Origin of the sequence: Salirhabdus euzebyi (assembly GCF_014207435.1) — a bacterium.
Taxonomy (GTDB): domain Bacteria; phylum Bacillota; class Bacilli; order Bacillales; family Alkalibacillaceae; genus Salirhabdus; species Salirhabdus euzebyi.
Window position 1 is genome coordinate 64,883 of sequence record NZ_JACHGH010000004.1, and the last position, 23,641, is coordinate 88,523.

26 protein-coding genes and 1 riboswitch are annotated in these 23,641 nt (G+C 33.9%); of the genes, 13 read left to right on the plus strand and 13 right to left on the minus strand.

Going from position 1 to position 23,641, the window contains the following annotated elements; all coding sequences use genetic code 11:
- The first annotated feature begins 87 nt into the window (after positions 1 to 87).
- From HNQ94_RS07425 to HNQ94_RS07440, 4 genes are all read left to right on the plus strand, one after another.
- Complete coding sequence (locus HNQ94_RS07425; RefSeq protein ID WP_174495813.1) at positions 88 to 336, plus strand: hypothetical protein; 249 nt, start codon at positions 88 to 90, stop codon at positions 334 to 336.
- Between the two features lie 118 nt (positions 337 to 454).
- Positions 455 to 661 carry a hypothetical protein gene (locus HNQ94_RS07430; protein WP_174495812.1) on the plus strand — a complete coding sequence of 69 codons (207 nt, stop codon included), beginning with the start codon at positions 455 to 457 and terminating at the stop codon, positions 659 to 661.
- Positions 662 to 766: 105 nt separating this feature from the next.
- Positions 767 to 1,030, plus strand: a complete 264-nt coding sequence (locus HNQ94_RS07435; protein ID WP_174495811.1) for a hypothetical protein — start codon at positions 767 to 769, stop codon at positions 1,028 to 1,030.
- A gap of 33 nt (positions 1,031 to 1,063) precedes the next feature.
- The gene (locus HNQ94_RS07440) at positions 1,064 to 1,972 is read left to right on the plus strand and encodes an MBL fold metallo-hydrolase (RefSeq protein WP_174495810.1); all 909 of its coding nucleotides are present in this window, start codon (positions 1,064 to 1,066) and stop codon (positions 1,970 to 1,972) included.
- On the opposite strand, the gene HNQ94_RS07445 is transcribed toward HNQ94_RS07440, so the two are convergent.
- From HNQ94_RS07445 to HNQ94_RS07460, 4 genes are all read right to left on the minus strand, one after another.
- Positions 1,969 to 2,643, minus strand: a complete 675-nt coding sequence (locus tag HNQ94_RS07445) for a DUF421 domain-containing protein (RefSeq protein ID WP_174495809.1) — start codon at positions 2,641 to 2,643, stop codon at positions 1,969 to 1,971. The two genes, HNQ94_RS07440 and HNQ94_RS07445, sit on opposite strands and share 4 nt — an antisense overlap.
- A gap of 97 nt (positions 2,644 to 2,740) precedes the next feature.
- Complete coding sequence (locus HNQ94_RS07450) at positions 2,741 to 3,169, minus strand: GNAT family N-acetyltransferase (RefSeq protein WP_174495808.1); 429 nt, start codon at positions 3,167 to 3,169, stop codon at positions 2,741 to 2,743.
- Positions 3,169 to 3,684 carry a YjcG family protein gene (locus tag HNQ94_RS07455; RefSeq protein WP_174495807.1) on the minus strand — a complete coding sequence of 172 codons (516 nt, stop codon included), beginning with the start codon at positions 3,682 to 3,684 and terminating at the stop codon, positions 3,169 to 3,171. Before HNQ94_RS07455 ends, HNQ94_RS07450 begins: the two co-directional genes overlap by 1 nt.
- A 110-nt stretch (positions 3,685 to 3,794) precedes the next feature.
- The gene (locus tag HNQ94_RS07460; protein WP_174495806.1) at positions 3,795 to 4,523 is read right to left on the minus strand and encodes an alpha/beta hydrolase; all 729 of its coding nucleotides are present in this window, start codon (positions 4,521 to 4,523) and stop codon (positions 3,795 to 3,797) included.
- Between the two features lie 199 nt (positions 4,524 to 4,722).
- On the opposite strand from HNQ94_RS07460, the gene HNQ94_RS07465 reads away from it, so the two are divergent.
- The 7 genes from HNQ94_RS07465 to HNQ94_RS07495 all read left to right on the plus strand — a co-directional run bounded on the left by HNQ94_RS07465 (position 4,723) and on the right by HNQ94_RS07495 (position 11,827).
- Positions 4,723 to 5,283: a phosphatidylglycerophosphatase A family protein gene (locus HNQ94_RS07465; protein WP_174495805.1), complete on the plus strand. Its 561-nt coding sequence runs from the start codon at positions 4,723 to 4,725 to the stop codon at positions 5,281 to 5,283.
- A gap of 327 nt (positions 5,284 to 5,610) precedes the next feature.
- Positions 5,611 to 6,048, plus strand: coding sequence for a GNAT family N-acetyltransferase (locus HNQ94_RS07470; RefSeq protein WP_174495804.1), 438 nt, complete (start codon positions 5,611 to 5,613; stop codon positions 6,046 to 6,048).
- A gap of 207 nt (positions 6,049 to 6,255) precedes the next feature.
- Entirely contained in the window at positions 6,256 to 6,831 is a 576-nt protein-coding gene (locus tag HNQ94_RS07475) for a GNAT family N-acetyltransferase (RefSeq protein WP_174495803.1), read from the plus strand.
- A gap of 113 nt (positions 6,832 to 6,944) precedes the next feature.
- Positions 6,945 to 7,733 carry a PdaC/SigV domain-containing protein gene (locus HNQ94_RS07480; RefSeq protein WP_174495802.1) on the plus strand — a complete coding sequence of 263 codons (789 nt, stop codon included), beginning with the start codon at positions 6,945 to 6,947 and terminating at the stop codon, positions 7,731 to 7,733.
- 509 nt (positions 7,734 to 8,242) lie between these two features.
- Positions 8,243 to 9,676, plus strand: coding sequence for a zinc ribbon domain-containing protein (locus HNQ94_RS07485; RefSeq protein ID WP_174495801.1), 1,434 nt, complete (start codon positions 8,243 to 8,245; stop codon positions 9,674 to 9,676).
- Positions 9,677 to 9,773: 97 nt separating this feature from the next.
- Entirely contained in the window at positions 9,774 to 10,259 is a 486-nt protein-coding gene (locus tag HNQ94_RS07490) for a zinc ribbon domain-containing protein (protein ID WP_174495800.1), read from the plus strand.
- Positions 10,260 to 10,276: 17 nt separating this feature from the next.
- Positions 10,277 to 11,827: a zinc ribbon domain-containing protein gene (locus HNQ94_RS07495; protein WP_174495799.1), complete on the plus strand. Its 1,551-nt coding sequence runs from the start codon at positions 10,277 to 10,279 to the stop codon at positions 11,825 to 11,827.
- 165 nt (positions 11,828 to 11,992) lie between these two features.
- Here the strand turns inward: HNQ94_RS07495 and HNQ94_RS07500 are convergent, their stop codons facing one another.
- The 8 genes from HNQ94_RS07500 to HNQ94_RS07535 form a co-directional block, all read right to left on the minus strand.
- Entirely contained in the window at positions 11,993 to 12,163 is a 171-nt protein-coding gene (locus HNQ94_RS07500; protein WP_174495798.1) for a transposase, read from the minus strand.
- Between the two features lie 290 nt (positions 12,164 to 12,453).
- Positions 12,454 to 13,065, minus strand: a complete 612-nt coding sequence (locus tag HNQ94_RS07505; RefSeq protein ID WP_174495797.1) for a hypothetical protein — start codon at positions 13,063 to 13,065, stop codon at positions 12,454 to 12,456.
- A 79-nt stretch (positions 13,066 to 13,144) separates the two neighbouring features.
- Positions 13,145 to 14,509, minus strand: a complete 1,365-nt coding sequence (locus HNQ94_RS07510) for a C39 family peptidase (RefSeq protein WP_174495796.1) — start codon at positions 14,507 to 14,509, stop codon at positions 13,145 to 13,147.
- A gap of 708 nt (positions 14,510 to 15,217) precedes the next feature.
- Positions 15,218 to 15,517 (minus strand): metal-sulfur cluster assembly factor, encoded by a 300-nt coding sequence (locus HNQ94_RS07515; protein ID WP_174495795.1) that lies wholly within the window; start codon positions 15,515 to 15,517, stop codon positions 15,218 to 15,220.
- A gap of 14 nt (positions 15,518 to 15,531) precedes the next feature.
- Positions 15,532 to 16,776, minus strand: coding sequence for a hypothetical protein (locus HNQ94_RS07520; RefSeq protein ID WP_174495794.1), 1,245 nt, complete (start codon positions 16,774 to 16,776; stop codon positions 15,532 to 15,534).
- A 7-nt stretch (positions 16,777 to 16,783) separates the two neighbouring features.
- On the minus strand, positions 16,784 to 16,999 hold the full coding sequence (locus HNQ94_RS07525) for a DUF2249 domain-containing protein (protein ID WP_221452518.1): 216 nt from the start codon (positions 16,997 to 16,999) through the stop codon (positions 16,784 to 16,786).
- Positions 16,996 to 17,244 carry a DUF2249 domain-containing protein gene (locus HNQ94_RS07530; RefSeq protein WP_174495793.1) on the minus strand — a complete coding sequence of 83 codons (249 nt, stop codon included), beginning with the start codon at positions 17,242 to 17,244 and terminating at the stop codon, positions 16,996 to 16,998. The genes HNQ94_RS07525 and HNQ94_RS07530 overlap by 4 nt, the downstream gene beginning before the upstream one ends.
- Before the next feature lie 79 nt (positions 17,245 to 17,323).
- Complete coding sequence (locus tag HNQ94_RS07535) at positions 17,324 to 18,019, minus strand: Crp/Fnr family transcriptional regulator (protein WP_174495898.1); 696 nt, start codon at positions 18,017 to 18,019, stop codon at positions 17,324 to 17,326.
- Between the two features lie 203 nt (positions 18,020 to 18,222).
- Here HNQ94_RS07535 and HNQ94_RS07540 point away from each other — a divergent pair, with 203 nt between their 5' ends.
- Complete coding sequence (locus tag HNQ94_RS07540; protein ID WP_174495792.1) at positions 18,223 to 18,465, plus strand: DUF2249 domain-containing protein; 243 nt, start codon at positions 18,223 to 18,225, stop codon at positions 18,463 to 18,465.
- A 492-nt stretch (positions 18,466 to 18,957) separates the two neighbouring features.
- Here the strand turns inward: HNQ94_RS07540 and HNQ94_RS07545 are convergent, their stop codons facing one another.
- Positions 18,958 to 22,608, minus strand: a complete 3,651-nt coding sequence (locus tag HNQ94_RS07545; protein ID WP_174495791.1) for an EAL domain-containing protein — start codon at positions 22,606 to 22,608, stop codon at positions 18,958 to 18,960.
- An 87-nt stretch (positions 22,609 to 22,695) separates the two neighbouring features.
- A riboswitch (cyclic di-GMP riboswitch) is annotated at positions 22,696 to 22,784 on the minus strand.
- Between the two features lie 232 nt (positions 22,785 to 23,016).
- On the opposite strand from HNQ94_RS07545, the gene HNQ94_RS07550 reads away from it, so the two are divergent.
- On the plus strand, positions 23,017 to 23,634 hold the full coding sequence (locus tag HNQ94_RS07550) for a YkoP family protein (protein WP_174495790.1): 618 nt from the start codon (positions 23,017 to 23,019) through the stop codon (positions 23,632 to 23,634).
- The last annotated feature ends 7 nt before the right edge of the window (positions 23,635 to 23,641 follow it).

Here is a 23,641-nt window from a genome sequence, read left to right on the forward strand (position 1 = left end):
AGTTGGGACATTTAACCAAACACAATACTTTCAGACGCATAAACTATTAGCGTGATATGACTTTAAGTAAAGGAGTGAATATTCCAAATGTCCGATAGAAAAAAGAAAGAAATTCACGTAAAGGATTTAGTGATTAAAGCGGAAAATGTAATATTCGAACAGCCTAAACGCCGTCCGGTTGACCCATTCTTCGGACCACGTCGTCCAGTAGCAGGAACAGAGGATGAGGTTAAGTCAGAAGTTGATTTTGAAGTAGACGAAGAAAGCAGTAGTAGCAGTAGTAGTGACGAAGATGATGATCATAAAAGAAGACGTCCTCCGTTTTCATGGATATAATGCCTAAGACAGTCTCACGATAGATGGGACTGTCTTTTTTCTACATTAAAGTAGGATACACTGGATCATCAGGAATTGGAAAAAGTAAGTAAAAATCTCGCGAGAAGGAGGAATGAAGATGCCAAGACCTCCAGAAAATCTTCAAACAATTAGGTTCTTTGGTGCACTTAATCGATTTTTAGAAAGGAACGAAAATCTTTTTCAAAAGCGGGAAGAAAAAATGTTAAAGGTAGAAAAAGATATGAATGAATGGAATAACAGCTTTCTGAAAGAAATAGGAGAAGTAGAAAAAATGATAAAAGAAATAGAAAAAAGGATGGAATGACAAGAAACTACAAACCTCTCAATCTAGACATCATAAAATAAATATTAGGCGTGCATAAAACCCGATATAAAAGGGTATATGAATAATAGAATGGGAGTGAGTACAATGGGCTATATTCTTCCCGTGAGACAGTTTGAATACGAAACGTATCATAAAAGAATGATGGGTAATAATCAATCTCCTTTTCAATTAGAAGGACCTGTTTCTACTCGTTTTAAAAAAGTTAATCATGAACAACAACATCCTTTAGACATTTCCTATGAGCAGAAGAATAATAAAAAAACAGCAAATAGAAACACAAGCAGTGAAAATGCTCAACTTATCGCTGAAATAACAGGAAAAGGTATCTTTTTTAACGAAAAGATATAATAGTGATAGGAAAAAAGAAATGAGGTAACCGACGTGCAATTTAAAAAGTTAAATGATACCTGTTATTATTTTGAAGGTGCCGTGAATATTGGTTATGTTCATCACGGTGAGGAAGGGTTACTTATTGATGCGGGAATTGACAAGTCCTCTATAAAAAAAGTGATTCGAAAGTTAAAGGAAGAAGAACTACCTATTACACATTTATTTGTAACCCATGCCCATGCAGATCATTATGGAGGAGCTTATGTACTACAAAAAGATTTTAATGTTAAAACAATAGCTCCTAGATTTGAAAAAGCAATTTTAGAAAATCCTATGTTAGAACCATTATATTTATTTGGAGGAAATGACCCTTTAGATGAGTTGCGTAATAAGTTTTTAGAGGGAACTCCGATTCAAGTACATGAGGTTGTAGACCAGGGTCAGTATACGTTTGATAGCTTTCAGATGAGTGTTTTTATATTACCGGGTCATAGTTATTTTCAGGCTGGAATAGTAATTGATAACATTTTTTATGCTGCAGATGCATACTTTAGTGAAGAGCAGTTAAACAAGCATAAGATTCCTTATATTACCGATGCACAAATGACTATTGAGTCGTTGCAAAAAGCAAGTGAAATTACGTGTCAAGGTGCTGTTCCGGGACACGGTATGTATGAGGAACATTTCCAACCAACGATTCAAAAAAATGTGGAGTACCATGAAAAGGTACTAACAGATTTAGAAATTTTTATTTCTAATAATCCAGACGGGGTTACTCATGAGCAAACAGTTGCTTATATGTGTGAAACATATGGAGTGAATACACCACAGTTGTCCCAGTTTCTACTTTACCGAACGGCTGTTACGGCTTATTTGATAGGTTTAGTGAAACGTAAAAAACTTAAGACTGACATTCAGCGCTCTTGCTGGGTGTTTTATATAAATGAAGGAGAAGGTTAATACGGTTGGACGTATAAACCTTCTCCTTCTCTCCATTCAGCAAAAAAAACTTGCTTATAGTCGTTGATTTCTTGCTTTTTCAACTCATTCTTTAGCCACGGTTCATCTTTCCCAATTTCTTTAATATTATCTTCTACTACTTCTCCATCTAAGATGAGGGAATAAGGCAATTTTACGGTTTCAGATTTAGCATTGATATCTTGACGTGTAGGTGATTGTTGTAAGGACTTTTTTAATACAGAGACAGAACCATCTGTTTCAAAAACAGCGAACTCAACATCACGTATGGAAAAAACATTTTTTGAACGAAGTAAATGTTGGAGTTGGTTTAGGTCTAATTTTGCTTGACTCATCGCTTCTCGTTGAAGCTTACCGTTTCTTATAATAATGGAAGGTTTACCTTCTAATAACTCGCGACTATTCGTGAATTTTTGGGTTATTATTTCCGTTGTATATATCAATCCACCCCATAATAAAACAGCATATATAATGGACCAAACATTTGCCTGATCATCAAATAATGCGTTTCCTACTAATTCCCCAAGGATTAATGCAGCGATAAAATCAAAGGCTGTAATTTGAGTAATTTGTGATTTTCCAAGTATTTTTGTTAAGCCAAAAAGTACGAAGAAACCAACCAATGTCTCAATAGTTAAATCGAAATAATTCATTGTGCTTCCCAACCTTCACCATAAGAAATTGATCGATAACATTTTCTTAGTTTTGCTAAAAGGTTAGAAAACATACAAAAAACTGACCTGGATAAGGTCAGTCTTTTAAAGTTTTAATCATTGTTACATGCGGAATACCTGCATCCATGAATTCATCAGAGACTGTTTCATAACCTATTGAGTGATAAAACCCTTCCGCATGTGTTTGTGCATTCAATTTTGCTTTTTTGTACCCACTATGTTTAATTTCACGTTCCATTGCTTGTATGATTTGTTTTCCATACTGTTTGCCACGGAAATCTTTTAACACACAAATTCGCTCTAGTTTACCGTATTCTTCTATGAAACGTAGGCGACTTGCAGCTACGGGCTCATTGTTTTCATAGCCTACAAAATGAGTAGCTTCTTGATCGAACTCATCTATTTCTAAATCTGCTGGTACATGTTGTTCTTTAATAAATACTACTTCTCTAACGAAATATGCATCGTTCATTTCTTGATCTGTAGTAACTATTTTTATGTTCATTAGCAATCTTCACCAAACTTAAACGTTTCATGAACAGACCAAGAACCGTTTTCTAACTGATAAAGAAGCTGGAATCTGTCCACTTGTTCATGGATATCAAACTTCTCCATCTGTAAGCTACCATATACATCAGAGTGCTCATCTGTTGATAACTCTTGCCCAATCGTAATGTGTGGAACAAAAGCATAAGTACGTTCATTAGGGAAAATACCCTCGTAAAATTTGTTGCTTAATTCAATCAATCCCTCTACTGGCTCCACCTTTAAATAAACTGTATTGGTTACAGGAGAAAATGAGCTAACCTTTTTAATAATTAAAGGAAAGGGCTTTGTTTCTTTTGCGATGTTGTGCAATTCTGCTGTAATTTCTTTTATTTCTTCTTCCGTTGCGTCAAATCTTTCTTTAACCGTAATATGCGGAGGAATTAATGCATAATTAGGATCATAGCGTTTTCTGTATGAATTAGCTATATCTTGCACCGCTTTTGATGGGAAAATGGCAATACCATATTTCATAGTAAAAACCTCCTTTATATATAAAAATTAATGAAGAATAAAAAGTTTAATATCTAGAATGTCTAATCTTTATTATACCAAAAAACATCCGTAATTCACGATGATATTGATTAAGATTTACCAAAAATATTTTGAAGTGCCCTTGGTAAATCTTTTTGCCAATATTTCCACGTATGCTCACCATCAAGCTCATAATATGTGTAGTCACCAGCTTTTTCGGTCAGAACCTGGTGTAGATTACGATTGGGTGTGAGAAAATCTTTCACATCACCATTTGTTGTTTGAACCTCAGTCTCTTCGTTTCCAATCGTGTGATAAATGGTTAAAGTAGGTATATCATTTGAAGATTTAACAGCTTTCAATACGTGATCATCTACATATGGTGATTGCATAATCACTTTCCCAAACGTGTTAGGATATTTTAGTGCAGTCATTAAAGAAACTGTGCCACCTAGTGAATCGCCGATTAATACTCTAGACGCTCCCAAATAATAGCTAGGCAACGTGTCATCAAGCAGAGGAACAACTTCAAATCGTAAAAACTTTGTATATGCTTCATTTTTGTTGCCTTCAGGGTGGTATTTTTCTTGTCGATCAAACTTATTTTTATAATGAATACCGACAAAAATTGTATTTTCTATTTCACCTGCTTCATGTAGGCGATCACTGTAAGTTGCCACACGACCTAATTGAAAATAATCATTTCCGTCCTGCATGATGCATACATGATATTTATAGAGGGTTGAAAAATTTTCAGGTCGATAAATTTTTAAGGTTATGACTTCCTGAAGGTATTTGCTTTCTATTTCTTTTTCTATCATCGTACCCTTTCTTCCCAACTATTACACCTCCTAGTATGTATGGAGTTCAATGAAAGGTTCATTGTAAAAGACACTGTTAATAATACGTTTGCGCTTTCGTTTTTATTTTAACATATAACGTGTAAGCGTACGCAATCCTTTGCGCTAGTATATGTAAAAAACTGTTATAATAAAGCTTAGGGAAGAGAGAAGTCACTCGGAGGAGGAATCATTTAATATGTCGAAGCTAAGACAGGTACCAAGTCAAGAGGTTGAACGTGCAGCAAGAAAATCTTTAACGGATCGTGGAGTTGTGTTAGAGGATATTGCCGAAATAGTTTTTGAAATGCAACACCCTTATCATGAAGAATTAACAATGGAAGATTGTATGGAAAGTGTAGATCGAGTACTCGAAAAACGGGAAATCCAGCATGCAATCTTAGTAGGTATTGAATTGGATAAATTAGCAGAAAAAAAGATGTTATCGGAGCCACTACAAACCATTATAGAAACAGATGAAGGCCTTTTTGGTGTTGATGAAACTGTTGCCCTAGGAGCAGCACTAGGCTATGGTAGTATTGCAGTAACAACATACGGTCATTTAGATAAGCATAAAATCGGAATAATTAAGAAATTGGACACGAAACGAAGCAATCATGTTCATACGTTTTTAGATGATATTGTAGCAAGTATAGCAGCAACAGCCTCTAGTCGCTTAGCCCATAAATTACGTGATTATGAAGATAGATTATCACGGGATAAAATAGCTCGACGTGATGAGGAAGATCGCTTAAGTTAATTAGCGCTAATCAAAGTAGTGTAACATGTGTCACGGGGTCCGTTACCTATCGCCAACATAAAAAAACTAATTTAAAATGGCTATTAAATTGTATACCAATTTGTAGTCATTTTTTTTATATATTCATTTGTATATATTTTTATATTTTTAAATCAAATTTGCGAAATATATTGTACACTAATTAAACAAGGCAGATATCAAAAATATAAAAATTAATTGTGTATGTGTACTTCGGTTATTTATGAAAAAGAATGTAATTACACTGAAAATAAGAAGAGTTAAAAAACATTTCTCACTAATAAAAGTTAGAAGGGTAGCGTTCATTTAATGGATATAAGAAAACCAAATGAATTAGAAATGGGAAAAATAATCGAACTATCACCACAAGCCATATTTGAGGGAACGTTAGGTGAAGTAAATCCAACGATTGAAAAAGCAAAACAACTCGTAGAACCTCTTTTACATAAAGGTAGTTATTATTTAATTTCATCAGAAAACAATGAGTTAATGGGTTGGATTCTTATAGGAGGCAGTAAAGACCAGTTTGTTAATAAACCAATTGGATTTATTTATGAATTATTTGTTGTAGATGAATATAGAGGAAAAGGTATCTCAAAGCATTTAATTAAAACAGGTGTAGAACAACTTAAACAAGAAGGATATTCCGAAATTCGTCTGAGTGTATTTGAAGGGAATCAAGCAATGAAGATATATGAAAGTCTGGGTTTTAAAAACAGAACAATTACTATGAGTATTTCCTTATAAATAGTCTTAAATTTCCTAAACAGTATCTTTAGTTTAACAAGGGAATAAAATTTTTTTGTAAACAAAAAGTGCAACAAAATAGATAACGGACCTGTTACGCGATGTGCTAGTTTATTTGTTTATTTTCTTTTACATTGAATATTTTTAGTTTTGTCATATAATAAAAGTAAAATGTCGAAATTTTTTGACAAGAGGGGAAAATGGGGGATGTATAGTATTCAAGGTGAAAGGATATTACTTCGAGATATACAAAAAGGGGATTGGCCGTCTATTCACGCATATGCATCACAACCAATTGTTTCTCAGTATCAAGCGTGGGGTCCAAACAAAGAGGAGGACTCTCTTGCTTTCGTGGAATTAGCCATAAAAGATGCAAAAAAATCGCCTAGAACGAGATATTTATTTGTTGCTGTAGAACAAACATATGGAAATGTAGTAGGAGCTGGAGAATTAAATATTACAAATCTAGCACATATGAATGGAGAAATCGGTTATGTTGTCCATCCGGATTTTTGGGGAAAAGGATACGGGACAGAAGTAGCAAAACTTTTGCTTCATTTTGCATTTGAAACCATTAAGCTTCACCGAATTTCAGCTACCTGTGATCCTCGAAATTATGCTTCCGAATCAATATTGAAAAAGGTAGGTATGATTTATGAAGGAAGGTTACGGGAGGATATGCAAATAAAAGGTGGAAGAAGGGACTCCCTTCTATATGGTATGCTCCAGCGGGAATGGAACAAAACAATTCATATTGTAGATGCAAAGGGATCTTACTTATAAGATTCCTTTTTTAGTTTGCATCATAAAGAATTTTTAAAGCTTCATTTTTGAGTAAATCTTCCTTTTACAACAAACAATAAGTAAAAAATGTCTGATTGAACAAGGAGGATACGATGAAAAAAGGTAAGCAACAGAATATTTTTAAAGGGGTTGTATTTCTAGCTCTTTGTTTATTTTTCACTCCACAAGAACGAATACAAGCTGAATCTATCGCTGAAATAATTGCAGCTACGGACAAAAAAAGTGCAGAAATAGAATTTAAAAAGGTAAAGGATAAAAAAACAGCGTATGAGATAGATATTAAAATACCTGTATTTCATAATATGAAGGACATGCTTTTTCAAATGAAGTTAAATCACGAGTTAAAAAAGAGAGCTAATGAAGAAAAGAAAGAATTTATAAAGGAAGCAAAGGAAAAAGAAAAAAAAGCCAAAGGGAAAAAATATTCGTTTAAGCAGCATAAACTTGTAGTGAATCCTAAAGTAATGATGAATAGTAAAATTATTTCATTAATGAGTGAAAATTACGTGTATAAAGGTGAGAATAATGAGGAGCAAAAAATTAATACATTAAACATATGGAATGGAAAACAGGGAAAGGTATTAACATTTGCTTCTATTTTTGATGAAGACGCAGATTATAAAGCGGAAATAAACAATATAATAGCAAAGCAAATAGAGGCTAGAAAAGAGAATGGTGAATCCAACCTTAAAGGAATTGACAACTTTAAATCTGTAAAGAAAAATCAAAAGTATTATCTTAAAGAAAACACAGTAGTGGTTATATTTGAACAATTTGAACAGCCATTGGGATATGTAGGTGTTCCATCCTTCTCCATACCAGTCCAAGAGATAGAAAATATTATAAGACCAGATATATACAGGGTATTAATGAATAATTAGAAGCTTAACTCCTTTCCAAATTGAAAATGGGAAAGGAGTTTTTGTAGGCACTTTATTGTTTAATCGTAGGAACAGCTTTCAAAAAGCAATAGTAACCTAATTTTTACATGAAGTGGACGCTATTCCATCGCTAACGGCAAAATACCTCGCTTACGCTTGCACGGCCCCTTTTCTTAGTGACTTGCTGTTTCTAAGTAATAATAGTACATATGGTCAACGTATGAAGATTTCTATAACGTAACGTATTATATTTTAACTTTGTTTGCTCTAAATCCATTAATTTCCGTAGTGAGTTGAATTCACTCATAAGTTATGTTGCATGATAATCGATTGATTTATAAGCTAAAAATTTCTTTAAAAAAGCCAATTTTTAAATTTTAATCCTTTAGATTGGTAAACTTTTTTATTTTTTTGAAATTTTGACTGTCGAAATATGTTAAAATATGCTTGTCATTATTTTGTAATAAAAAGTATTCTATGAAAATTTCATACGAAAAGGGGGAGTATACTTGGAGCATTGTCAAAATTGTGGATCTGAGCTTAAAAAGAATGCAAAGTTTTGTACAAGCTGTGGAGAAGTTGTTCCAGAACCTGTACATATTCAAGAAGAAATTAAACCTGAGAAGCGTTCGAAAGAAAAGGCTCCAAATAAGCAAAAACGTATTTTTCTATTTTTTTTCGTACCAGTAATTTTGCTTACTTTACTAGTTTTTGGTGGGTATGCATACGGTGATTATGTTACAAATCCAGAACGACAAATTAGTAATTTTGAGGAAGCGGTAAAGAGTAAAAGTGTAGATGAGCTAACTCCACTGATTTCTACACATTTTCCATCTATGAAACTAGGGAATGCTGAGATTTCACAAATGATTGATTTCTTGCAAAAAAATCCTGGGGAACTGAACGCACTAGTCGAACAGTTTAAGCAAGAGGTAAAGGATCAAAGCCTAGCGAATGGAGATGGATGGATTCATCTTAAAAAAGATGGAAAGCAACTTTTGATTTTTGATAAATTTACTTTTGAATTACAACCAGTTTTTCTTCTCGTTTCTTCTAATTTTACGAATACACAAATAGATATAAATGGTGAAGAAGGTGGAGTATTTCGAAACGAGCAAAGTCCGGTTAAAATTGGTCCTTTGACTCCAGGGGAACACGTGGTAAATGGTGCTTATAATGGCCCATATGGGGAATACGAAAAAGAAGTAACGGTAAATACGTATGACTTTGGTCTTGCTGATGTTCCTTTACAAATTACATTTGATGGTCATTACGTAACATTAAACTCAAACCTAAAACAAAGTACGCTATACGTTAACGGTGTTGATACGTATCAAACTTTAGGTGAAACAGGTCAATATGGACCAATTACGATGGATGGTTCTATGACTTTTCAAGCAGGCTATGAATACCCATGGGGTTTTGCTGTTTCGGATGTTGTAACAGTAGACTCTCCTGATATAACGGAAATTACATTAAACATTGATCCGGTAAATGATTTTTTACAAGATTCACTTATGTATTCCATTGACCACCATGTAATGGAATGGATAGATGCTTATACGTATATGGATACTTCTTATTTTTCCTATATGTTAAATGAAGATTATTTACGCAAAACACAAGAAAATTTTGACACTATGTATGAGGATGATTTTCGCTTTCAAGGTACAGTTGAAAAAGTTGTATATGATTTAGATAGTGTCACTGTGGAAGAATTACCTAATGGGACGTATGAAGCTAAAATTTTAGCAGAGTTAACTTTTGATTCAGGTTATTATCCTCTAGGGCAAGACCCAGCGGATCATCCTACAGAATTAACATCATATGTTTGGGAATATACCCTAGAGTACTATGAATATACTAACGATTGGTATATTACGGATAGTATAGAGGTAGATGAATTAAGTTCTAGCAATTTGGTTGAACACCCGTTTCGATAGGATTTATTTGTTACGTGAGTACATGTTTGCTTTCTTTAGGACTACTGATAAAGCTTGCATTACTTAATATAAAAACATTAAGGAAGGATTGGTAATTTTGAGTAATATAGATTCCAAATTCACAGAAGGTGTTTCCAAGTTACAAGGTGGTTTACAACAAGGAAAGCAAAAATTTCAAAATGCTCAAGAAGCACAGAAGGTAAAGCGAAATATTGCCCACCTCTCCAATCAAAAAGGGAAGTTACTTATTGAATTAGGACAAGCATTATATTTTGAATATCGGAAAGGTGCAATTGTTAACGAAGAAATTACTAATCGTGCAGCTGCAATTGAAGAATTAGATGTTACTTTACATCAACAATTAACACTTTTAAATGAACTAACTAGTAGCAAAGATGAAGGTTTTGCTTGTGAATGTGGAACCTCCTTATCCCATGCGGATCAATTTTGTCCTAATTGTGGGACAAAGGTTGTAAAACCAGAAGAAGAAATTAAAGAAACAAAGGTTTGTAACAGCTGTAGTCAAGAAATTCCATTTGATGCTAATTTTTGTAACGTATGTGGGAGTAAGGCACATTCATAAAGAAGGGAGAGAGCAGATTGATTTATTGTAATCAATGTGGAACAGCAAATAACGATTCAGCAATGTACTGTACTCATGATGGTCATCCCCTTAAATCAGTTACACTAGAGGGTTCCGTTAGTGTTAAAGAAAGCAAATTTTGTGGACAATGTGGGCAACAAAATATACCGGGTTCTATTTATTGTAGACACTGTGGCTTATCGCTAGAAAAGGTTAGTGCTGAAAGCAAGGCAGTTAACAAAACGTCCGTTCAAACTTCTACGAGAAGTACTGGTAATTTTCAAGTTGGACATTTACTAGGAAACTTTCAAAATATGCAGCTTTTTAAGACGGCTCTAACAGGAGTAATTATTTCTATTTTAATCGTTTTAATGGGTAGCTTCATATTAAGTAAAATTTCTGAGGATAATGCATTAGAAAGTTTAAGTGCTTTAGGAGTAGAATCACCTACTGCTATTTATGAAGAATTTTTCTATCAAGCAGGTCCATATATTGATTATGAGGATATGGAGAGAGTAGAAAAGAAATTAAATCCTTATAGTACAGTGAACATGGTAATGCTATCGAATTTCGTAAACCAAGATTTCGTTTTGCAATCAAAAAGTTATCCTGATGAAGGTATTGATTTAAATGTAAATCTAGGTCTGATGTTTTATGTATTCTTGCCTATTTTAGCACTATTCCTAGCAGGAGTTTATGTGAAATCAGCATTTCCAAATATATCCATTACTAATAAAGCATCCATTTCGGTGTATATTGGTTTATTGTATGGCCTATTCTTAGGTGTGTTAAGCTTTTTCGCAGGATTCTCGTTTAACTTTTCTGCATTTGAAGACTCCATACGCTTTGCGAATGACTACTCGTTCATCCATGCAGTGTTCAATGGGGTCGTGTTAGGATCTGTTTTTAGTTTCTTAGGCTCATTTAAGAAAGAAGATGTTAGATCACAATTTTCCTATGGGGATTATGTGAAGAAAGGTGCAACTACTTTCTTACTAGTCTTTGCTGTAGTTGGACTAATTACATCGGTTGCAACATACTTCATTGTATCTAATAATATGTTTACAAAGTTTCTTTTTGAAAATGTACCATTTGTCGAATTATTAGTGGTATTATTCCAATTTAGTATTTATGTCCTAAACATTACGATGTTTAACACATTTAAGATCCAAGCGAGTGGAGAAGGTGGAATGGGTGGAGAGCTTAAGTTCTCTCTTTTCGGACCATCTGGTGACTTCGAAGCACATCGTACGTTTGGTTTCTTAGATGATAAGATGATCTATTTGTTCCTTTTAGCTATTATTACAGCAGCTATTTTTGTATGGGTAGGTAAGAAACTAGCGAGTGGGGATCTTCTGAGAAACGTCCTTATATTTAGTGTGATTTTCGCTGTTATTTTCACCTTCTTTACAGCAAATGTAAGTATTTACGTAGAAGGATTAATGGACTATGAGCGTGGTAAAATCTTTGCCGGGTTCTCTCTAATTCAAACTTTTATCGTTAGTTTGATTTATAGTGGTATTTTAAGTTTCATCGGTGCAAAGTTTTTAGGAGAGAAAAATAGTTAATAACTAAAATAAATTAAGCGGCTTTAGCTCAATATTCCATTGGGCTAAGGCCGTTTATTTTTTTGGTGTCTTTCATGATTATAAAAATGGATGTATTCATCTATCGCAGTGTAAGTTCTTCATATGTCTTAACACAAATGCCAGAACGTAATCCAACCACTTTCATCAATATCGATAGATTCTTTTATGATTAAGCTTCTCCTCGAACTTTCTATTCATGTGAAGGGTCATTTGACGATAATCAAATAGGCCATCAATTTTTTCATGAAGAAATTTCATCTCGTTGATTATTTCTTTATTCAGTATTTCTCTAGATGAAGAGTAAGATTTATCCATTTAGCAACCTCGCGTATAGAATTTCCCAGATAGACAATCTTTAATGGCAGCTATCTCAATCCCACATTATATTTTGATTCCAGACATATGTTGAATAATGCTTATTCCTACAATATCTCGTATTTCTCTTTGCAGAGTAAGATCTTCTAGACATAATAAATACTCCCCCATAAGTAGCCAGATGTTTATTTTTTAATCTGTCTACCTATAGGGGAGCATATCAATGTTGGCGAATTTTTAAAATTATTGAAGTAAGTTAATTAGTTTATTCGTGATTTGATGACATCTTCCTAAAAGCTGTGCATGCGAGTGTGTTTCATGTTATTTGCAATCGTTATAAGCTCTTTTTTTTGTGTTTCATATGTAGATTGATGCGAATCAAAGTCATCTGTTGAATGGATGATATACATTAGTGTGTATTCTATTTCATTTTCGTCCCATGTTAATATACTAGAGCCTGAACGGTAATAAAAGTGAGCTATTCTCCCATCATCTAATAGTACTTTATTTTGTTTTGTGTCAAGCATGTCATAGTTGTTAAAGTTTCTTGCTTCCAAGATTAGCAACTTATTGTTTTTTTGGCTTTTAGAATCTTGCATATAGGGAACTTCTATCATTACTCTATTGCCTTCACCATCCCAATCGGTAATAGTTACTTTTTCTTGTCCAGTAGATTCAAATGGGATATAAGATGGTATTTTAACAGGAAATGGAATGCTTTCTTGTGCAACTTTTATGGAGACGGGCTTATATATTTTAATTCGTCCATGTTCCGGACTGTTACTGGAGAGTACTAATTTGGATGTATCTAAAGATGAAGGAATTGCCATCAATTCATTGAATAGGAACCAAATAGCAAATGCTCCTAGTAATAATAGTGGAAGTATTGCTTTTGTTTTCATCGAATTCTCCTCCGTCTATTAGAGAAAAGAGTATGTATTCAGAAATTGAATGCATACTCTAGTAGTTTTAAGTGGAAAGTTAATTATACGTTATTGCTTGATTACCCATTTGATTCCAGCCTGCAATAAAGCTTGATTTATTTACTTTTTTATGTTTTTGTACTGCTAGTGGATCATTGAAGTATATATAGTTCTCATCGTAGCCGGTAACTAAAACAGAATGTTCTTTTTTAGTTACGCGGATAGTGCCCGTAGGAGTATTCCATGTTTCCCAATATTCATCTGGAACGTAAGCAAACCAACTCGTATTAATTACCCAAACTGGTTTTCCGTTATCTAATTGTTCATACACAGCTTCAAAACTATTGCCTGTTAAATCTACAATTCTACCAGGTAAATACTTCTCACCTAGTTCAGCAATAGGACGATGATAAACGCCAAGTCCAGGTTGGTCAAACGTATACATATTCCCTACAAAACCTGTGTGGGGATTACCAAAATAGATGTTTCCATCTTTTTCTTGATAAGGGGTTGGGTCCCTTTTTATTTCACTGGCTAATGTCATTTTATCGACATGAACACCGGCGTGTCCAAGAAGCATTGCCAAACTAGTTACCTCACAGCCCCTTGGTAATTGGGGCATTTGAGCTATTAGAGGAGCACTAATTAATGTAAATTTGCGATTTGGATCATATTTATTCACAACAATCGAAGCCACCCATCCCGTTTGTCCATTAAAGTTCACATGATACCACGTCATACCATTAACGGACGTTTTTTCAAAAGCTTCTAACATCCTGTATTGAGTTAGTGTCGTAATCTTAGGATAAGAAAGATCAGGCCCTGTTCTTACATTGCCAGCATCAACAGAAATTTCTAAATTCTCTATGTGTTCTTCTGCAATGTATTCAATATTTTCTGCTGTTATTGTAATGATTTGTTCCTCAGACTCGATTTTTTCAAGTACAGAAGAGGAAACCCAGCCTGCATCGTCTGCGTATTCTACATGAAACCAATTTGCGTGAGAAACGTTTGCTTTTTCATAGACTTCTAACTTTGTATTCTTATCGATCGTAATAATAGATGGAAAGGAATTGCCTGGTCCCTTTCTTAAATTTGCTTCTATGGTTACTCTATAAGTACCCGAAGCATGTTCAGCGGTGTATTCTTTTTCTTCAGAATCTGTCTTTTCTGTTTTCTTTAATCCATATAATTCTATGGAATGATTTCTTGCTAATTCTGTTTGTTCTTTAATAATTTGCTCGTGGTAACCTTCATCCTTTGTTTGAAGGGGAGTGGAGCGGGTGTTTAATGGTTGCTCAGCCGATGGATCGGCATTTTCTTTTTTCGGGGTTGGTTGTTTAACTGGTTGGCTTTCGTGAGTATTACATCCTGTTACGAGTAAAGATGAAAAAATGGCGATAATCAGTCCTTTGTTTGTCATATGATCGCTCCTATTTGATTATTCAAGTAGTCATTGGACTCTCACCTCAATCAAATTACGAGACAACATTTATCTATGTAAGGTATCTCAGGAAATTAACGTGTTGATACAATTAAAAAATTTCAAAGATTGATAGAAAGACGCTAAAATATTTTGTTAAAAAAGAAATACAAACAAATTTTATCAATGCGAACAATGCAGAGTCAAGATATTTTGTGTAAAAGAATGGAAATTAATAATTGGAGAAATGAGCATTATTTGGATATGAGCTTTTATTAGAAGAATGAAGGTCAAGGGGGGAACTACTATATTTAACGACTAATTAGTTTCCTAATATAATGAAATATCCTTTAAATAGGAGCCCCCCTAAAAGAAATACTTTTAGGGGGGAATAAGATGCACCATCGTTCCAAATGTCCTTACGCTGCTGACCCAATGATAAGCTCTTTTCCTAAAGGTGATACTAAGGTTTACAGGAATAGGTGGAGGAACGTGTGGAGGCAAACATAATGCACGTCATGTCGGTATTCCATGAAAGCTTAGTATTGCCAATGGAAAAAGAGCTACAGTATAAGTTATGAAAATGTAGAGAAAGTGAATGTGATATTGTCCCTTTATCTAGTAAAAAGGGCAGTATCGTTAGAAAAGAGGAGGCTGACACGGATGTTAGCCTCTTTTTGATGCAATGATTTCCTTCGTTTTAAAAAACTAAGACATTAACATTTCTTTTGCTTTTTTGCTCATTTTATCTGGTGACCATTGTGGCAGCCATACTAAATCAATTTGTACATCATTCACTCCATCAATTGCTTCGACAACTTTTTCAGCACCACCAACAATGGTGTCGTGGAGCGGGCAGCCTGGAGTTGTTAAAGTCATTTTAATATACACATCGTTATTTTCTTTAACTTTTAAATTATAAACGAGACCAAGATCCATAATGTTTACGTTTAATTCTGGATCAATCACTTGATACAGGGCTTGTTCTACTTTTTTTAAGATTTCCATTTTTAACACCCTATCTATTTTGTCATTACTTTCGCAATAAAGACACTATATACGAAAGAGGTCAGTACGAGTAGACCTTGAAATAATTGAATGAGTAGTAAACTTTGATAGAGAGTAGAAAACGCAACACCAAGAGTTCCAATAAAGAAACCAATATAAAGAATAAAACTAGCTTTTTCGTTTATTAGATCCTTTATTAAAGGTATTTTTTCCTTTCCAACTTTATCAGCATACTTTAATGTCCACCATAAAACAGGGACAATTTTATACAGGTAGCCTAAAATGCTAAAGATGATCCACATCATCAAATATAAATAAATGAGCAAGCTCCATAAGGCTACATTACTGGTTGCCCATATACTTACTACAACTACTAGGAAATGAATGAACCAGCCTAAATGTAAAGCGATGATGGCAAATAGAAATGGACGATCCAGCCTTTTTTTTGACCTTTTCGCTAAAATTTCTCTCATGTCTAGTAAAAATAAAGTAAAAGCAAGAAACAAAACAGCCCATCCGATAGGTTGTAGAATAGACATTTTTATCCAAAAAGTAAAAATAAGAGCAAGTAAACCGAGTATATATAGGAGAAAAGCCTTCATTGACCACTTCATAGAAAAACCATGGGATAAGCTAAACATTGGAACGAGTTTATAGGAAAATCCGAAAATTAACAAAGTAAACCACCCAGTAATACCGAATACAAGATGAGAGTGAAATATACTTTGGTGATTTAAAATTTGACCATTAGCTATATTCCAAGCGAGAACGAAGCCAGCTAATAAAGTAAGGAGAAAGAACAGCAGGGCAGAGAAAACGAGCCAAGTCATCATATTTTTTTCTTTTTGCTTTTTGATTGTCATGAACATTTGAAGTATGAACATACAAATGCCAATAATAGTAATTGCCCCACCATAAACCGCTTCTGCAGGATGAAACCCTAATAGAAAGCTTAAGGATAAAATGCCAGTTGCAGTTACACCGAATTGGATAAAGCCAAACTTTTCACTCCAAATGGGTGTTAAAAATGTAACTGGAACCATTTGATACATAGCTCCCATTGCAATCATCACTGCCCAGCCTAATATTAAAAGATGGAAGGCCATCCATAATTCAGGTGTTCTGAAATATCCCTCTGCAAGTTGGGAGGCATTTTGGAAAAAAATCCATTGCGAAAAAATAAAAGCAATAAGCCCAAATAAAATGAAAGAAAAAGGTAACTTAACATTTATTTTTGTTTGACTAAAATGTGGCTTCATGGGATCATCACCTTGGTTTCGTAATCATTACTTTAAAGCTTCCATCGTCCTGTTCCTCCGTATGATAGGTAATGCCTTGTTCATCTAATTCCGCAAATAAAAACATCGGTATCCGATCATTAATGATGATTATACTACCACCTAAAGGAGTTTTCTCTAATGCGTTAAGTGTCCGCATCATTGGTTGTGGAGGTTCTAACCCTCTATTGTCTAATGTAATCATGAGACATCCACCTCCTTTTTTCGAAAAATAACCTTCCAATGTTTTTGGGCTATTTTTACTGACTCATGCTCAAAACCTTTTCTCTCTAGCACTTTAAAAAGAGGTACAGGTTTAAACGGAGCGTGAAGGATAAAATCTTGACCTTCCTTTAATCCATTTACTGCAGTCATTATTTTTTGGAATGGTTCCATTTTAAGTCTTAAGTCTTCCCGTACATCTAACTCAACGTATGGTTTTTCATTCATCATCACTCACTCCTTCAAGTATTTTCATTTAATATGATAATCATTCTCAATGGTGAGAGAAGTGATATGAATCACATTTTTAGAATAATTGAGTCTCTAAGGCAACAGTATCAATTGTTATTTCTCCGTTACTGTTCACGAGGACAATGTTGTTTTTCTTTAGTTGAGTGAGTGTCCGACTAACGGTTTCTCGACTTGTTCCAATCATATTAGCAAGTTCTCTATTGGTGAAATTAGTCGTTAGGGTAACTTTTTCTCCACCATTAGTTGGCTTTCCATAAACTTTTGAAAGACGTAGTAAAAGCATCATAATTTGTTCAAAAGAATTGTGAAATATTTGTTCCTCTAAGCGAACTTGCAAATCAACAATCTTATCCCCAAGGACACGGAATAGCTTAATACAAACTTCAGGATGTTGTATGAGAAAATGTTCAAAGAGAATGATTGGTATGTATATGAGTGTTACATTTTCGATTATTTCAGCGTGAGCTGGACAACTGTCTTGACGGAAAAATCCAGCATGTGGGAACATATCACCAGCCTGTAAGACGTTCACAATTTGTTCTTTTCCATTAAGGTCAGTTTTATAAATTTTTACTTTTCCATGATGAATAAAATAAACATTTTTTAATTCTTCCCCTTGTAGAAATACGTGCATGCCTGGGGTATATGTTTTGACACTGGCAATATTTATAACCGGCTTCATTTCTTCTAGCGTTAAGCTTTTGAACAAGGGAACACCGTAAAGTTGGTCAAAGATAGACTCTGTTTTCATCTGTAATCTGCCTTTCTTCTCCATAAGAGATATACTTACTTAATTGATACACTTATGAAGAAAACTTTGCTGTGATTAAAATCATAAGCGCTTGTTGTTTTATGTCACAGACAAACATACAGAATCACGTTATCCTTGTAGTGAACTCAGATAAAAACTACTGGAACCTTTTCAGTAAAAAGTTAATTAGGAGTGAACTAAAAATGGAAGAGAAGTATACGTTCGCAGTCGAAATATATGCACCTGATATTGAACCAAGAATTCGACATCCGAAAATTTTCGAGGCATTTGATGAATTATCTGCTGGTGAAGCGCTACAATTAGTTAATGATCATGATCCAAGACCCCTTCATTATCAATTCATGATGGAAAGAGAAGGTACATTTGTCTGGGAATATATCGAGCAGGGCCCTGCCTTATGGAAGGTAGCGATTAGCAAAAAATAAAGAAGTGCGTTGGTTTAACCGGAAGGATTTTTACCCCAATGAATAAATTTGGAGAAGCATTTACTGTGCTTCTTTTTTTTTGCACTTTTGGTAAAGATTGTTGTTATTTTTTCATTGTTTACTTAAACTACGACATAACTATAGCTTTGCATTTTGATGAGTGCATACGACCGCTTCGGCAGAATACTTCGCTTTCCACGGGCACGGCCTCAGCCTCCTCGCGGAAAACCACAGCTGCGGGGTCTTCAGACACGTGCTATCCCGTAGGAGTCTGCGTATTTTGCCTACGCTATAGTATTTTTCTGATTAAAGAGTAGTGATTTTTTCTATCTATTCTGTAAAAAACAACAATCTTTTCGAGAAAAGCCTTTATTTTAGACTTTGTTTAATAAAGTTGTTGATTTCTATTCCATTCATATGGAGAGATAAAATGGACTTAATAACAATAAAAACCGGGTCTTCTGAGAAGGAAAGTTGACCCGGTTTCTACTGTTATAAATAGTGGAAATAATCTTTTGGATCTTCTGTAATCAATTGCTTCATAATAGAGCCATTTCTTTTTCTAAGTTGTGCTTGAATGATGTTCATTCGTTTAAGAAGTACTTCTTGTTCCTGCTCACTTGCTATAAATTCTATACCATATTCATATAGTTGATCTTCCTGCTCACTTGACCAAACTACTCTAGCTATTTGTTCTAATGAATAATCTCCCATTTTCGCACTAACTTTTATCAATAAATCAGTTTTAGGTGGTAGTTTAATATCGGATAAAAAGTTAAGACCACCAGCACTAACATCTTTAACTAGAATTGGCGTATTGCCCACATGAACTTTTTTTCCTCGTACAGAATCAATGGTAAAACTACCTGCAAGGGGAAAATCGAACGTAATGCGATAAAATCTCCTTTTCTTTTTAGGGTCTGATCTAGTTGGAAGTTGGGAAGACAGACCACATTCAAGAATACGTTGGAACTGTTCACTCGAGACCGCAGGACTAAATAAAAATCCTTGTCCTATATCACATTTCATCGATTGAATTTTCTTGTATTGTTCCTCTGTTTCTATTCCTTCCACGACTACAGAAAGGTTTATATTTTTAGCGAGTTCAATAATGGACGCAAGTAATTCTTCGTTTTGATTTTTCTCAATCCCTTGTAAAAATGTTTTATCAATTTTTAAATAATCTGCTTTAAAACGTTGTAAATAATTCAGTGAAGAGTAGCCCGTACCAAAATCATCAAGAGCAATCGTTATTCCTTTTTTCCGTAGCTCTTTTAATTTATTTACGACAGTGTCTGAACCATCGGCAAAAATATTTTCAGTTATTTCTAAAACTAAAAATTTAGGATCGAGATTAAAGTCCTCTAAGGTTTGAAAGACGTTATGAACAAAATTATATTGTGAAAACTGAATAGGTGAAACGTTAACAGAAATTGAAATAGGTTGTAGATTTGCCTTTTGCCAAGCTTTTAGCTGTTTACAAGCATTTCTTAACACCCAATTACCAAGGAAAGAAATGAGCCCGTTTTGTTCTGCTGTAGGGATAAATTCAGTTGGGGGAAGTTCTCCCCAAACGGGATGATTCCAACGCACAAGTGCTTCTGCAGCAACAACTTTGTTCGAGCTACAATCTATTAAAGGTTGAAAATGCAAGTGTAGCTCATCTCTTTCAATCGCTTTTCTTAAATCAGATGTAATCATAAATTTTTTAAATGATTCTACGTCCAGCTCAGAGCTGTATGTTACGTATTTGTTAGCTTCTAATTTTTTTGCATGACTCATTGCAATGTCCGCATTTTTTAATAACTCTTCTACTGTCTTGCCAGACTCTGGATATACACTAATACCGATACTAGCCGTGACATAAAATTCATAATCCTCAATAATAAAAGGGTTTTCAAATGCTTGTAATATATTTTCCGCAATGGATGATAGTTCTGCTGACTTTATGTTTTTTTGTAAAATGATGAATTCATCACTACGTAAATGTCCTAAAAATGAGTCGCTATCTGTCCTTTCGTTTAATCTTATCGAAATATTCTTTATTAATTCATCACCAATTAATGGTCCAAGTGAGTCGTTAATAAATTTGAAGCGGTCAATGTCTATATAGAAAATAGCAAAGGTTTGGTGTTCAGTTGTTTCCATTAAAGTTTCTTTCAAATACTGTTGAAAGTATGAACGATTTGGTAAATTTGTTAATTGGTCGAAATTTGAAACCCTTTCTAGCTCTTTCGCTACAGTCTTCTTTTCAGTAATATCATAGCAGTTCACAATAATCCCGTTAATGATAGGATCTTTCATATAATTAGTCGCCCTTACTGCAAAGTGATGCCAACTACCATCTTTATGTTCTAAAAGGCATTCCATTTTCAAGTCGTTTATTCGCTCTTCTGACAATAGGCTAAAATTTTCTAAGACAGTATCTAACTGTTCAGGATGAATGTAGTCAAAAATAGGCATACCTATTCTTTCTTTAGCCTCAAACCCAAGAATCTGATTAAAAGCAGGACTTGTGTATGTTATTTCTCCTTTTTCATTAATTATGGTAACGATATCGTTTGTATTTTTAATAATGGATTCAAACCACTTATTTTGCTTATCTACTATTTTCTCTTTTTGTTCTAAGAGTATTTCCATTTCAGAGCGTTCAGTAACATCAATAGCGGTTCCTATAATGGCAGGGGCTCCACGATAGTTTAAGAAAGATGCGTAAATTTCTAAATGAACTATTTTTCCATCTTTTCTTTTACTCCTTGTTTGAAAATGAACATAATTCAATTCATTGGTTATTAGTCGATTTACGTTATTTTCAATTAATTCTCTATCTTCTTCATGTACATGCTGTAAAATGGGTTGGTTCAAAAGACTTTTATTTTCTGCCATTACAATATCATGGAGCTTTTTATTGGCAAATACATACTTTCCATGCTGAATCATGAAAACTCCTGCTAATGAATTTTCAACTAAGCCACGATATTTAGCTTCAGATTCTTCCAAATCAGATAAGTCTTTTAAAATACTATGCACACCTGAAACTTCACCTTTTACAAATATAGGTATTAATGTCACATTAAGTTGAAATTTCCCTTTTAAATTGCAAGTAAAGTTCATGTTGAAATTTTGGGTCTTGCCTTTAAGTACTTCTTGAAAATATTCGGTAGATTTCTCTTTATGTTCTGGAGCTACAAAGGAAAGAAAGTGAGCACCTATTTTTTCATTCTCCGTAAAGTTAAGCATTCTTTCCCCAGCAGGATTTACCTCTAAAACAACACCCTCTAGATTCAAGGTAAATATAGGGTCTGTATGATTAGCAAAAAGCGCTAGGTATTTTTGATCCTTTTTAATAATCATGTTTTCTAATTTTTTCTTTTCTGTTATATCAAACATATAACCAATAATACTCGATATACTACCGTCCTCACTTAACGTTGGTGTCACCTTAACTTGGACCCATTTTACTGTTGAGTCAGGAAAAAGCACCCTTACTTCATGGGTCATAGCATTGCCTGCAAGAACGTTTTTGTAAGATTTTTTTAACATTAATACGTCTTCATGTTGTATATACGTTTCCCATAATAATGGTCTTTGAATGAGCGTTTCATTTGGAATGCCTAACAGTTTTTCTGTTGATGAGGAAAGGTATTTTATTTTATTTAATTGATAATCAAAGGACCAAACAACAGCATCAATTTCATTGAAAATTTCCTCTAAATTTTGATTTAAGCTTTTTACCTCAACTAGTCCAGATGTATTTACGGATTTCGTTAAGGCATATCCACCTATAACCTCATTTTCCTTTTTAATTGGATAAATACTAACAAGTAGCTTTACTGGTTTTCCTTCTATTTGTTCAAATTGAAAATAATCATGGCAGGTGATGCCTTTTAAACAAAAGGCATGAAGTAAATAAGCACACTTTTCATGTTCTTTTTTTTGTATGTAATCAAGTAAACTCCCTCTTTTTCCGAATCGCCCGATAGCAGCGTTGTTAACCTGCAAAATATCTCCTAATGAATTAAACATGAAAAGAGGGTCTGGGTTATCAGCAAAGGATAATCCTTTATATAATTGTTCAAATTGCTTGTCCCGTTCTTTTTTTATAATGGGATTTTTTAAAAAAAGGTTTTTTATTAAACTCATACACATCTCACTCCGCTTCGATTAAATAAAAAAATACAACTGTCCCGTATATTGGAATCAGTTGTGTATACATTACCTGATCAATATTGCGGTAACCCGGCGATCATAGAATACATGATTCATTAGACCCGTGGCTTTGCGTCCCAGACTTTCGTCCTGGTTTGCCAATTTATCACAAGATGATAGACCTAAATATTTACTTTTTTAACCAATTAATTAGTGAAATAGTACTTCCCTTCTTCGACATTATAAGACAAATTGTTACAATATTCAACATGTTATGTGAATATTTAGATATTTAACCAAGTTACATAAATGTGGAAATTTATTTCCTTTTTTCTATAAATAAATACATCCCTTTTAACCCAAAATAAGAATGTCCATCAAAGATGAAGGGTTGAAAGGTATATGAGAAGATATTTTATTAAACTGTGGTTACTGTTAGATCCTTTTTATTATCGATTAACCCGACTAACGTATATTGGCAAATATCAAAAAAGGCACAGTAATATTTTTCGTGTGAGATTGACGAAGTACAAAGGTAGACCCGTGACACTATCTGATGGAACGGAGATTAAGAAAAACGATGTTCTTATCAAAATTCATTTGCATAATGTACGAATTTTAAACGAACTAGATGGGGTAAATAACGATATTAAAAAGGCGTTTCTTATTTATGCTTTAGTAAAGGATTCGATGCCAGGACTTGCTACGTATATATTGACCCACAAAAAAAGTCCCCAAATTAAGGGTATCATAGGGATTACAACATTAAATAAAGGGATAAAACGATTGGGGTTTGAATCGTTTAGCATTTATAATCGTTATTACCGAATGATCAAAATGCTTACTTTCTTTCCGATTTACTTATTATCATTATCCAAACCATCAATCAAACAATTTAAATTACAACCTGATCCAAAATATATTATTATGTCTAAAAATCAGTTAATAACAAAATATGTGAAACCACCAAGCAAGAAGCAAGTTAAACAAAAAGAAAAAGTCGGCCACTCAACTGTATAAGTGGTCG